Consider the following 12,755-nt stretch of genomic DNA (forward strand, 5'->3'; position numbering starts at 1 on the left):
ATCAGCGCGCGCTCACGCACAATCCGCCCCCCGAGATCGACTCGACGCATGATCCCACACAACAGATGATCAAGCTCTGGTATCAGGGCAACTACAATCCGTCACTCTTGTTCTGGCGGTGCGGAGTCCGCAAGGGACAGACCATGACGCTCTGAGTCCGAGCCCACTTTTCCAGCCGCCAAGTGGGGTAACAGGGTTGGGCGGTTTGACGATGACTGGGTGATGGGAACCGCTGACAGTGTCACGCGTCCCCATTCGCGACACCCTTTCCGCAGATCGTCATCACCTGCGGTCACACACCGTGGAGGCTCGGATGGACCCGGCGACGCACACCGCACGCGGTCGGAGGGCCCGCGGTCTCCGCGCGGGCCTCGCGGCACTTCTCGTCGCGGTCGGGCTTCCGGTCCTGGTCGCATCACCCGCGTCGGCGGGTCCCTGTGACGCGCCGACGAATCCGGTGGTGTGCGAGAACTCCAAGCCCGGCACGCCGCGTGACGACTGGTTTGTCGAGAGCCACTACGGCGATATCGAGGGCTTCGCCACCGCCACCAGCGTGCAGCCCGGCGAGCGGCTCGACTTCAAGGTCAAGACACCGAGCAACAGCTACCAGATCGACATCGTGCGGCTGGGCTACTACCAGGGCAACGGCGGCAGGCTCCAGCAGACGCTGACCCCTTCGGTGCCGCTGCCGCAGAACCAGCCGGTGTGCAAGTACGACACGAACACCGGCCTGGTCGACTGCGGCAACTGGTCGGTCTCGGCGAGCTGGTTCGTCCCCAGCACCGCGGTCCCCGGCTTCTACGTCGCCAACTTCATCCGCAACGACGGCGCGGGCGCGAGCCAGTACCCGTTCGTCGTGCGCAACGACTCATCGACCTCCGACATCGTGGTGCAGACCTCGGACCAGACCTGGCAGGCGTACAACAAGTACGGCGACCGCCCGGGCATCAACGAGTTCAACCTCTACGAGGGCGGCTTCAGCGGCTCGCCCGACGGTCGCGCGTTCAAGGTCAGCTACAACCGGCCGTACCGCAACGCGGGAACGTCGAACTTCCTCAACGCCGAGTACCCGCTGATCCGCTTCCTCGAACGCAACGGCTACGACGTCAGCTACCTGTCCGGTGTGGACGTCACCCGCAACCCGAACCTGTTGAAGAACCACAAGGTCTATGTCTCGTCCGGTCACGACGAGTACGTCAACGCCACCCAGCGCACGGGCATCGAGGCGGCGAAGGCCGCTGGCGTCAACCTGATGTTCCTCACCGGCAACTCCATGTTCTGGAAGACCCGGTTCGAGAACTCGATCGACGGCACGAACACCGCCCTGCGCACCATGGTCTGCTACAAGGAGACCAAGGCCCCCGGCGGCGCGAAGATCGACCCGAACCCGGCCTGGACCGGCACCTGGCGCGACCCGAGGCAGTCCCCGCCCTCGGACGGCGGCCGCCCGGAGAACGCGCTGACCGGCGCGCTGTTCTTCGTCAACGGCTACCGCGCCGACGCCATCCAGGTCCCCGCGTCGTTCGGCCGCAACCGCCTGTGGCGCAACACCTCCATCGCGACCGCCACCACCACGACGACGCTGCCCGTGGGCACGCTCGGCTACGAGTGGGACAGCGACCCGGACAACGGCTACCGGCCCGCAGGCTCGGTTCCGTTGTCGGACACCACGGTCACCGTGGACGACGGCCAGCTTCTGCTTGACCACGGCCACATCTACGGCGGCGGCCCGGCCAACCACAAGCTCATCCTCTACCGCGACCAGGTCAGCAAGGCGCTGGTGTTCAACTCCGCCACCGTGCAGTGGTCCTGGGGGCTGGACTCCGACCACACCTTCCCCGCGGGCGCCCCGCCGACCGCGCCGACGAGCCCGGCGATGCAGCAGGCGACGGTCAACATGCTGGCCGACATGAGCGTCCAGCCGCGCACGCTGATGGCCGGGCTGGTCGCCGCGACCAAGAGCACCGACACCACCGGCCCGACCGTCACGGTGTCCGCGCCCGCCAACGGTTCCACCGTGCCCGCGGGCACCCCGCGCGTCATCAGCGGCACCGCCGCCGATGTCGGCGGCGGCAAGGTCGGCTCGGTCGAGGTGTCCGTAGACGGCGGCGCCACCTACCACCGCGCCACCGGACTGGACAACTGGACCTACAACTGGACGCCGTCCGTGCTCGGCCCGGTGACCATCAAGGTCCGCGCCTCCGACGACGGCGCCACCCTCGGCAACACGGTGACGATCAACCTCACCGTGGGCTCGCAGCAGTGCCCGTGCACCATCTTCGGCAACCAGACACCCTCCATAGTGGATGGTGGGGACACCGCGCCGATCGAGGTCGGCACCAAGTTCACCACCTCGGTGAACTCCACCGTGACCGGCGTGCGCTTCTACAAGTCCGCGGGCAACACCGGCACGCACACCGGCTCGCTGTGGTCCTCGGCGGGCCAGCGCCTGGCCACCGGAACGTTCACCAGTGAATCCGCGACCGGGTGGCAGACCCTGTCCTTCGCCCAGCCCGTGCAGATCCGCGCCGGGCAGCCCTATGTCGTCTCCTACACCGCGCCGGTCGGCCGGTACTCGGTCGATCCCGGGTACTTCAACGGCAAGGGCGCGGGCATCGTCCCGCTCACCGCGCCCGCGACCGGGTCCGTGCCCGGCGGCAACGGCGTGTTCCGCTACGGCTCCGGCTTCCCGGACAGCTCGTTCAACGGCGGCAACTACTGGGTCGACGTGATCGTCACGACCGACACCGCGGACAACACCGCGCCGGTCGTGCAGTCCACCTCGCCCGCCGCGAACGGGACCAATGTGTACGTGGACAGCAGCATCACGGCCGCGTTCGACGAGGGCGTCGACCCGGCCAGCGTGCAGTTCACCGTCCAGGCCGGAGGAAACCCGATCCCGGGGACGGTCAGCGTGGACGACAAGGTGGTCACGTTCAGCCCCACCGACCTGCTGCCGATGAACACCCAGCACACGGTGTCGCTCAACGCCACCGACGGCTTCGGCAACCCGCTCGCCGCGCAGAAGACGTGGAGTTTCACCACCGGCACCAACCTCTCACCGTGCCCGTGCAACCTGTTCAAGACCCGCACACCGGCCACAGTGGACGCCGGTGACGCCAGCGACGTCGAACTGGGCGTGAAGTTCACCGTGGCCGCCAACGCGACGGTGACCGGCGTGCGGTTCTACAAGTCCTTCGCCAACACCGGAACGCACACCGGCTCGGTCTGGACCGCGAACGGCCAGCGCATCGCGCACGGCACCTTCACCAACGAGACCGAAACCGGGTGGCAGACCCTGACTTTCCCGGCCCCGGTGCAGATTCAGGCAGGCCAGACCTACATCGCCTCGTACCGGACGCCGACCGGCCACTACTCGGTCGACACCGGCTACTTCGCCAACCAGGGCGCCGGGCGGGGCGTGCTCACCGCGCCCAGCTCCCCCGCCTCGGGCGGCCAAGGCGTGTTCGTCTACGGCGGCGGTTTCCCGACAAGCACGTTCAACGCCAACAACTACTGGGTCGACGTCGTGGTCGACACCGACGGCGCCGACACAACCGCGCCCACGGTGACCTCCACCAATCCGTCCGCGAACGCGACCAACGTGTCCACCGGAACCGGTGTCACCGCGCACTTCTCCGAGCCGATCAACCCGGCGTCACTGCGATTCACCGTGACCCAGAACGGTGTCGGCGAGGTCGGCGCCACCAAGATCGCGCCGGACGGCCGCAGCGTCACCTTCGCCTCGACCGCGGTCCTCGCCGGGAACGCGCAGTTCACGGTGAGCGTGCGGGCAAGCGACCCGATGGGCAACTTCATGCCCGCGGCGCACACCTGGTCGTTCACCACCGGCCCGCCCGGCGCGTGCCCGTGCACCCTGTTCCGCCCCACGGACGAGCCCGAGACCTTCGCGGCAGACTCCACAGTGGAACTGGGTATGCGGATGATCCCGTCGGCGGACGGCTGGATCACCGGCGTGCGCTTCTACAAGGCCGCAGGCGACCCCGGCTCGCACACCGGAACCCTGTGGAGCAACACCGGGCAGCAGTTGGCCACCGGCACGTTCACCGGTGAGACCAGCAGCGGATGGCAGACCCTCACGTTCGCCACCCCGGTGCCGGTCACCGCGGGCACGACCTACGTGGTGTCCTACTGGGGCTCCGCCGGGCGATACGGCTACACGTCGCAGTACTTCGCCACCGATCGGACCAACGGCCCCCTGACCGCGCCCGCCACGGCGGACAACGGGTTCAACGGCGTGTACCAATACGGTGGCGGCGGAGCCTTCCCGGTCGGAAACGGTAACGGATCCAACTACTGGGTCGACGCTGTGTTCGCAACGACTCTTCCGTAGCTGATCCGAGGGGGCTAGACAGTGGCCAGCGTCGATGTGGTCATCCCGTGCTACAAGTACGGGTCGGTGCTGCCGACCGCCGTGCGCAGCGTGCTCGACCAGCCGGACGTCGACGTCCGGGTGCTCGTGATCGACGACGCGTCCGGCGACGGCAGCGCCGACATCGCCCGCGCGTTGTCTGATGTGGACAGTCGGGTGCGGGTGGTCGAGCACGTCCAGAACAAGGGACACATCGCCACCTACAACGAGGGCCTGCTGGAGTGGGCGTCGGCGGACTACTGCGCGCTGCTGTCCGCGGACGACGCCCTCACTCCCGGCGCCCTCGGCCGGGCCGCTCGGCTGATGGACGCCCACCCGGACGTCGGCTTCGTGTACGGGCGCCCGCTGCACTGGGACGGCTCGGAACCGCTGCCCCTGGCCCGGACGGAAGACCGGGGCTGGACTGTCTACAAGGGACATTCGTGGCTGCGTCGCAGGTTCGCTCTCGGCGATGGGTGTATCACCTCTCCGGAGGTGGTCGTCCGGACTTCTCTACAGCGGAAGCTCGGCGGTTACGACCCGGAGTTGCGGCACACCGGCGATATCGAGATGTGGATGCGGTTCGCTTTGCACGCCGACGTCGGTTATCTGCGCGGGGTGGATCAGGCTTATTACCGCGTTCACGGGCAGAATATGTCCGCTGCCTACTACGCTTCTGTGGTCGCCGACCTGCGCCAGCGCCTTGCCGCCTACACGGCGATCACCGATCGGCCCGACAATCCGCTCGCGGACAAGTCCGAACTGGACCGGCAGGTGCGCCGAGTCCTCGCCAGGGATGCTCTCCGTCGGGCAGGCCGCGCGTTCGACAAGGGCCGGGTGGAGATCGACCCGGTGGAGGAGTTGGTGGACTTCGCCCGCGAGTCCTACGGCGAAATCGATTCTCTGCCCGAATGGCACACCTTGCGCCTCCGCAAGCGCTTGGGGGCTCGGCGCGCCCGGGTTCTGTCGCCGCTGGTCCTGACCGCTCCGGCCCGTCGGGTCCGGCAGCATGTCCGCGAACTCCGCTGGCAGCGCAGCGGGATCTGATTCGGTCGCGCTTGGCGTGCCGGGGCTCGCGCCTGGCGCCCCTCAGTGTTGCGGTGGGGGTCTTCGGGGGATGCCGTTGCCGGTCGACCGGGCCACGACCAGGCCGGTTTCGTAGGCGGTGACCACGGCTTGGGCTCGGCTGGACAGGTCCAGTTTCGTCATCACCCGGTTCAGGTGCGTCTTCACGGTGCCCTCGCTGACGACCAGGCGTTGGGCGATCTCGGCGTTGCCGATGCCGGTTCCCACCAGTTGGAGGACTTCTCGTTCTCGGGCGGTGAGGCAGCCGAGGTCGTGGGCGGGAGTGGGGCCGGGCGGGCTTTGCTGGTGGAGGTAGGCCTCGATGAGGCGGCGGGTGACGGTGGGGGCGAACAGGGTGTCGCCGGTGGCGACGGTGTGGATCGCCGCGAGCAGGCGGGCGGGCTCGATTTCCTTGAGGACGAAGCCCGCCGCGCCCGCGCTGAGGGCTTCGTAGACGTAGTCGTCCAGGTCGAAGGTGGTGAGGACCAGGATTCGGGCGGGGGAGCCGGTGGCGAGGATTCGCTTGGTGGCGGTGATGCCGCCGACGCCGGGCATACGGATGTCCATGAGGATGACGTCTGGGCGCAGTGCCGCGGCCTGGGCCATGGCCTCTTCGCCGTCTTTGGCCTCGCCGACCACCTCGATGTCGGGGGCGGCGCGGAGCAGCGCGGTCAGGCCTGCCCGGATGAGTGCCTGGTCGTCGACGACGAGCACCGTGATCGGCACGGTTGTCCCCTTCCCCCTGCTGTCCCGGCCGGGCGCCTAGGTGCTCAGCGGCTCCGGCGTGGGCAGGGTGAGCCGCACGGCGAAGCCGCCCTCGGGCGCGGAGCCCGCGGTGAGCGTGCCGCCGTAGAGCCGGGCGCGCTCGCGCATACCGATCACGCCGTGCCCGCCGGGGGCCGGGTCGCCCGCCTGCGTGCCGTCGTCGTCGATCCGCACCACCACCTGCCGAGGATGCCACGTTACCGAAACCCAGGCCCGGCACTGGCCGCCGTGCTTGAGCACGTTCGTCAGCGCCTCCTGGATCACCCGGTACACCGTCAGCTGCAGGCCGGACGGCAGCGGTCGCGGTGTCCCGACGACGGTCGACTCGACCTCGACGCCCGCGGCGCGCACCCGGCTGATCAGGTCGTCGAGACCGTCGAGCCCGGGTGCGGGCTGCTGGGAGTCGCCGTCAACGTCGGCTCCGGGGTCGTCGGAGGCGCGCAGCAGGTCCAGCATGTGCCGCATCTCGTCCAGCGCCTCGCGGCTCGTGCCGCTGACGACGTTCAAGGCGGTGCGGGCGGTGTCCGGGTCGGCGTCGAGGACGTAGCTGGCCAGGCCGGTCTGCATGGCGATCACCGACATGTGATGCGCCACCACGTCGTGCAGTTCCCGGGCGATGCGCAGGCGCTCGGTGACGATCGCCTGTTCGGTGCGCTTGCGTTGCTCGGCGCGCAGCTGCTCGGTGACCGCGGCCAGCCGCTCGTTGCGGTCGGCCAGTTTGCGGCCGGTCTCGCCGAACGCCCAGGCCGTCGCGGGCAGCAGCAGGGTCTCGGCGAGGGCGATGGGCAGGGACAGCCCGGAAACCGTCCCGCTCCAGAACAAGACCGGCGCCACCGCGACCAGGCACGCCCCCGTCACCCGCGGCGGCCGCATCGAGGCGACGGTGTACAGCGCGAGAAGCGGCCCCCAGAAGTTGAGCGCCAGCTGGTCGTAACCGGCGGCGAGGTAGGCCGCGAGCGCCCCCGTGGAAGCCGCCATCACCGCCACCGGAGCCGCCCGCCGCGCGGCCAGCGGCAGGAACACCGCGGCCGTCAACGCGTACGCCAGCAGGTCGGGCCCCCACGGGTCGGGAAAGTACTGGCTGCCCACCACCCAGGCCAGCCCCGTCGTCGCCACCGCGATCACCGCGTCGAACAGCCACGGCCCACGCCGCCCCAAGCCGCGCAGAACGGCGCTTTCGCTGAACACCCCCCGCATGGTAAGTCGCCCGCCACAGCACCGCGTCGTACTGGCAGTGGACCTCGTATACCGCGCAGGTTTATCCCCACGGCGGACGTATCCCACCCGGGGTAGCCGATGTCGCAACCCAGGACCGACGCTTTTCCCGCGTGGCACGCATAACCTTGTCCCTGTGAGTCGCCCGGAGTGTCCACAGGAGACGACGGGAGCCCTGGAGGGGGGAGCCGAGCGGCGGTTGGGGGACCGCCGCTCGGCATGGGTCACTTGACCAGGAACTTCGGGTCGGTGGCCAAGGCCGCGAGCTGGTCGACGGTGAGCGGTAAGGCGTCCAGGCCGGGCAGGCCGGTGTAGGCGTACGAGGCCGCCTGGGCGAGGAACACCACGGTGCCGTCCGGGTGCTTGTAGGCCGTCCACTGGTCCAATCCGCTCTCGCGGGCGGGTTGGGTGACGACGCCTACCGTGGTGCCGTTGACCACGACCGGGCCGCATTTGCCGCCCATGCCCCAAAAGCTCTTGGTCAGTTCGCAGTCTTCCAGGGGACTTCCGCCGGGGTGCACCTCGATCAGCAGCTTCCCCCACTTCCCGTTGACGCCCACCGGGAGCATCGCCTGGTACTCCCAGACCTTGCCCTCGTTGTCGGAGACCTGCGACTGGTGGTTGCGCAGCGGGCCGTGCAGTTCGTCGGTGACCGGCTTGAGGTCCACCGGCGCGGTCATGCCCGCCGGGATGGCCGCGGCCAGCACGTCCAGCAGCGCGGCGCTCTTGTCGGCCTGCGGGCCGGAGGTCGCCGTGCGGTCGGTTTGGCCGTCAGGGAAGACCGGCTCGGTGTCCTTGGGCGGTTCCTGGGTGACCTGGACCGACGTGGGAGCCGGGGCCGACGAGGTCACCTGGGCGGTCGAGGTCGGCTGGATCGACGGGCCTGCCGCCGGGTTCACGGTGTCGCTGCCCACGCCGTTGGCGGTCAGCACCACGGCGGCGGCCGCGATCAGCGTGACGGCGGCGGCGCTGCCTCCGCCCGCCCACAGCGCCTTGCGCTTGCGCTCGGCGCGCTTCGCGGCGTCGAGCACGTCGTCGGCGTGCATCGGAGGTGGGGTCGGGGTGTCGTTCATCGCCCCGCGCAAGGCGTGGCGGAAGTTCTGCTCGTCCATGGGTCCTCTCAGACAGTGGGAACGGGAAGCAGTTCACGCAGGTGGGCCAGGCCACGGGACGTCTGGCTCTTCACCGTGCCCGTGGAGCAGCCGAGCGCCTGCGCGGTCTGTTCGAGCGAGAGGTCTTCCCAGTACCGCAGGACCAGTGCGGCGCGCTGCCGTGCGGGCACTCTGGCCAGTGCCCGCAGGAGAACCAGCCGGTCTTCCGGGCTGCCCGGTTGCCCGGCAGCCAGGTCGGTGGGCTCGTCGGTCACCTCTTCTCGGCGGAAGAACCCCGTGCGGGTCTCGTCGATGAAGGCGCGGACGAGGATCTGCCGGGTGTAGGCGTCGAGCCGGTCGTGCCCGGAGATCCGGTTCCACACGCGGTAGAGCTTGATGAACGCGGTCTGCACCAAGTCCTCCGCGCGGTGCCAGTCGCCGCACAGCAGGTACGCCGTGCCGCGCATGGCTTCCGACCGCGCCGCGAAGTACTCGGCGAAGCGTTGGTCCCGGTCGTCCATCAAACCCCCTGGGTGCGTAGCTACGGGATAGTCACGCGCGCCGCCGCCCCGGGGGTTGCACGAGATTCAGCAGGCCCGCCACTGGGTGTAGTAGCTGGCCTCGTTCACCAGGTAGCGCACGGTCGGCTCGGGCACGTGCTCGACCACGCGCCGCTTCGACATGCGGTGGACGAACTCCCAGTCTTCCTTCGGCAGCGTCGCCTTCACCCGGGGAATGCGGCTGAACAGCACATCGGGCGAGCGGCGCAGCACGATCGAGTTGGAGTCCACGTACGGTGAGTCGTCCACCAGGGTCTTGCGATCGAACGGCTCGGACAGCACGTCGAGGACCGTGCCGTCCCCGCGGCGGCGTTCGACGGCCGAGTACACCAGGTCCGCGCCACGGCTAAGAGCGCGCAGAGTGTGCTCTAGGTGGTCTTCGCGCCAGGTGTTGTCGTCGTCCAGGAAAGCCAGGTACCGCGAATCCGTTAGCCGGATTCCCACGTTGCGCACCAAACCCAGCACGCCGGAGTTGCGCGACAGGCTCACCGCGACCAAGCGCGGGTCTTGGGGCAGCGCGGGCAGCCCGCCGCCGTCGTCTACCACGATCACGGTCTGGTCTGTCACCGTCTGCGCCAACGCCGACTCGACCGCCGCCGGTAGCAGTTCCGGGCGCCGGTAAGTCGGCATTACCGTCGTCACGAGAGACGCGGGCCGCGCGCCGACCACCGCGCGCAGCCGGGCCACCTCGGCGTCCTCGAACGCCCGCAGCGCGGGCACCCGCCGACCGAGGGCCAGCCGGGTCTTCGCCTCGTGCATCGGCCAGAGCCCGAACGCGTCGCGCAGGGCGCGGCGGACGGTCGCGGACACGCCGTTGCGGTCTTTCGTCGGCGCGGTCACGCGGCCGCCTCCGCACCGGAACGGCCAGGCAGCAGGGCACGCATCGGGTACACCACCGGAAGGTAGACGGCGACGGCCACCAGGCCGCCGATCAGGAGTTTCGCGAACATGTCGTCGAACAGGTAGTGCACCAAGACAGCGGAGGCGGCCACCAGCAGCCCGCCCACCACCGGCCTGCGGCAGGCGAGCACCGACGGCAGCAGCCGCAGCCCGCGCCTGCGCACCACCCACGCGAACGAGGGCAGCACGACCAGCGCCGCCACCGCCGCCTGCGCGATCGACGCGCCCCGGATGCCGTCCATGCGCGTGCCGACGACCAGCGCGGGCAGCATCGTGCCCAGCCACAGCGCCTGCAACCCGATCAGCACCCGGTTGCCGTCCAGCGCGACCAGCAGGTCGTAGCCGATGAACAGCAGAATCCGCAGCAGGCCCAGCACCGCCAGCACCTGCAACGCCACCGCGGCAGGCGTCCACTTCGCGCCGTAGACCACGTGCAGCATCGGCGCGGCGTAGCAGGCGAGCAGCACGCACACCGGGATCGATGCGGCCATCAGCAGCCCCACCCCGCGCGCAAGAGCCTGTTCCAGCTGCCTCTTGTCGTGCGCCAACCGGGAGAACCCGGCCAGCGACACCCGCCGCGCGGCCTCGGAGAACACCTGGAGCGGCAGACTCGACTGGTTGAACGCCATGACATAGAGCCCGAGCGCGACCTCGTCGGCGAGCGACCCCACGACGATCTTGTCCACATTGGTCACCGAGAGCACCAACAGGCTCGCCGCGGCCAGCGGCAGCCCGAACCGGACCAGCTCGCGCGCCACCACCGGGTCCCAGCCCGGCCGCACCCGCACCGGGCACAGCGCCAGATAGCAGCCGACCGACACCACGTTGCCCGCGATCTGCCCGACCGCGAAGCTCAGCGGCCCGGCGCCCGCCAGCGCCAGCGAGATCGTCACGCTGGTCACCACGACGAACGCCGCGGCGTCGCACAGGAACCTGGTGCGCTGCAAGAACTCCCGGTTCAGGATCGCCGCGGGGACGACCGCGATCCCGTCGAACACCACGGCCAGGCACAGCACCCGCACCACGGTCACCGCGTCCGGGCTGCCCATCAGCTCGCAGAACGCGGGCGCGCCGAACCACACCAGCGCGTACAGCGCGCTGGAGGCGCCGACCGCGATCGACATCGCCGTCGGCGCGAACTCGCGCACGTCGCGCTCCCAGCGGACCAGCGCCAGGCTGACGCCGAGCTCGTTGAACGCCTGCAGCAGCGTCACCGCGACCAGCGCCACGGCGAACACGCCGTAGTCGGCCGGGCTAAGGATGCGGGCGAGCGCGATGCCCGCGACCAGCGTGCCCAGCCGCAGCACGACGGTGTTCAGCAGGCTCCAGAGCGCGCCCCGGCCCACCTTCCCGCCGACCGCGACACCCTGCGGCGCCTCGGGGGCGTCTGTGGTCACGCGGATACCTCGGTTCTGTGCGGCGCGGATCGTCGGTGGGGGTGTCGCTGCGGACGCCTTCCCCGTTGCAGTGGCTCGCCAAGCAACGGCGGCACACCACCCGGTTGCTCTTGCACTGTCCGCCACAACGCCCCGGCGACACCCACGAGCAGGAACGTGTAACCGGTGGCGACGGCGAACCCGATCAGGTCGAAGGTCGCCGATGAGATGCCCGGAACCGCGATGCACGCGGCGATGGTCACGCCCAGGTCACGCACCCTCGGGTCCTTGCTCGCCAGCCGCGCGCGGAACGCGCAGTACATGCCCGCGAGGTAGAGGAAGATCAGCAGCACCAGGCCGACGACGCCGTTCTGCACCAGCGTGCCCAGGTACTGGTTGTCCAGCCAGCCGTACTTCTCCGGCAGGTAGGTGCCCATGCCCCGGCCGAGCACCAGGTGCTCGGCGATCTCCGAGCCCGCCCGCTCGACGGCCCGTCTGCGGCTTTCCGCGCTCGGGTCGACGCTGATGCTGGTGAACAGGCTGTAGAGCGTGCCCACCAGGCCGGGCACCACGACCCGCATGGCGCCGACGAACAGCAGGATGCCGAGCAGTGCCCGCACCCGGCGTTTGGGGGTCATCGCCGGAATGATGAAGATCGCCGCGATCGCCAGCGCCAGCACCGCGGAGCGCGACAGCGACTGCATCGAAGCCACCGCGAGAATCGCCAGGCACAGCCACCACCGCCGGTGTGGCCCGCCGTGGTCCATCCCGCGCAGCGCGTAGTGCAGCGCCAGCGGCACGGCCATCGCGCACACCACGCCGAACTCGATCGGATGCCCCGCCGTGCCCGCGGGCCTGCGGAAGTTCGACCGCTCCAGCACGTAGGACATCTCGCCGTTGGGCCGCAGGCCCGGCGGCATCAGGTACTGGGTCAGGTCCAGGCCCGCCATGAACTGCAGGATGCCGACGACGGCCATGAACGTCGCGCCGGCGACCATGGTCTTGAGCAGCCGGTCGATCCTGGCCAGGCCGCGCACCCCGTCGCAGGCCGCGATGCCGACCGAGATGACCGCCAGCAAGGTGATCAGCGTGCGGTCGGCGGCGGCCAGCTCATCCGGCGGCAGGTAGCCGTAAGTGGCGTAACCGTAGGTCGCCAGCTGCGAACAGGCGAAGAGGAACAAGGCGGTCCGCGCCGCGTTGCGGCCCTTGGCGACGCCGAGAGTGGTGACCAGCTGGGCGCAGAACCACAGCACGCCCATCACCAGGCCGATGGCCATGCCCGGGGTGATCGCCATCGGCATTCCCTTGAGCACCAGCGCGGCCGGGATCATCGTCATGGCCAACGCGTACACACAGGCCAGCGTCGCGCCGTCGGCCTGCTGCTTGCCGCCGAGATGATCGGGGACCATGG

General features: G+C 69.8%; 9 protein-coding genes. 2 read left to right on the forward strand and 7 right to left on the reverse strand.

The features are described from left to right. Window positions 1-460: 460 nt before the first annotated feature. Both BLS56_RS13430 and BLS56_RS13435 read left to right on the forward strand, forming a co-directional pair. Entirely contained in the window at window positions 461-4,354 is a 3,894-nt protein-coding gene (locus BLS56_RS13430) for a DUF4082 domain-containing protein (protein ID WP_139190661.1), read from the forward strand. Window positions 4,355-4,375: 21 nt separating this feature from the next. Continuing rightward, on the forward strand, window positions 4,376-5,419 hold the full coding sequence (locus BLS56_RS13435) for a glycosyltransferase (RefSeq protein WP_091450340.1): 1,044 nt from the start codon (window positions 4,376-4,378) through the stop codon (window positions 5,417-5,419). Window positions 5,420-5,461: 42 nt separating this feature from the next. Here BLS56_RS13435 and BLS56_RS13440 read toward each other — a convergent pair whose 3' ends face one another. From BLS56_RS13440 to BLS56_RS13470, 7 genes are all read right to left on the reverse strand, one after another. Continuing rightward, window positions 5,462-6,163, reverse strand: coding sequence for a response regulator (locus tag BLS56_RS13440; RefSeq protein ID WP_228771606.1), 702 nt, complete (start codon window positions 6,161-6,163; stop codon window positions 5,462-5,464). A 36-nt stretch (window positions 6,164-6,199) separates the two neighbouring features. Beyond that, window positions 6,200-7,390, reverse strand: a complete 1,191-nt coding sequence (locus BLS56_RS13445; RefSeq protein WP_228771607.1) for a sensor histidine kinase — start codon at window positions 7,388-7,390, stop codon at window positions 6,200-6,202. A gap of 251 nt (window positions 7,391-7,641) precedes the next feature. Further along, window positions 7,642-8,529 carry a hypothetical protein gene (locus BLS56_RS13450; protein ID WP_091450342.1) on the reverse strand — a complete coding sequence of 296 codons (888 nt, stop codon included), beginning with the start codon at window positions 8,527-8,529 and terminating at the stop codon, window positions 7,642-7,644. 8 nt (window positions 8,530-8,537) lie between these two features. Next, on the reverse strand, window positions 8,538-9,029 hold the full coding sequence (locus tag BLS56_RS13455) for a SigE family RNA polymerase sigma factor (protein WP_091450343.1): 492 nt from the start codon (window positions 9,027-9,029) through the stop codon (window positions 8,538-8,540). A 66-nt stretch (window positions 9,030-9,095) separates the two neighbouring features. Continuing rightward, window positions 9,096-9,908, reverse strand: a complete 813-nt coding sequence (locus tag BLS56_RS13460) for a glycosyltransferase family 2 protein (RefSeq protein ID WP_091450344.1) — start codon at window positions 9,906-9,908, stop codon at window positions 9,096-9,098. Then, on the reverse strand, window positions 9,905-11,365 hold the full coding sequence (locus BLS56_RS13465; RefSeq protein ID WP_175482808.1) for a lipopolysaccharide biosynthesis protein: 1,461 nt from the start codon (window positions 11,363-11,365) through the stop codon (window positions 9,905-9,907). Before BLS56_RS13465 ends, BLS56_RS13460 begins: the two co-directional genes overlap by 4 nt. After that, window positions 11,362-12,753: an O-antigen ligase family protein gene (locus BLS56_RS13470; RefSeq protein WP_091450346.1), complete on the reverse strand. Its 1,392-nt coding sequence runs from the start codon at window positions 12,751-12,753 to the stop codon at window positions 11,362-11,364. Before BLS56_RS13470 ends, BLS56_RS13465 begins: the two co-directional genes overlap by 4 nt. Window positions 12,754-12,755: the final 2 nt, after the last annotated feature.

The organism is Actinokineospora iranica (assembly GCF_900101685.1).
GTDB classification, from domain to species: domain Bacteria; phylum Actinomycetota; class Actinomycetes; order Mycobacteriales; family Pseudonocardiaceae; genus Actinokineospora; species Actinokineospora iranica.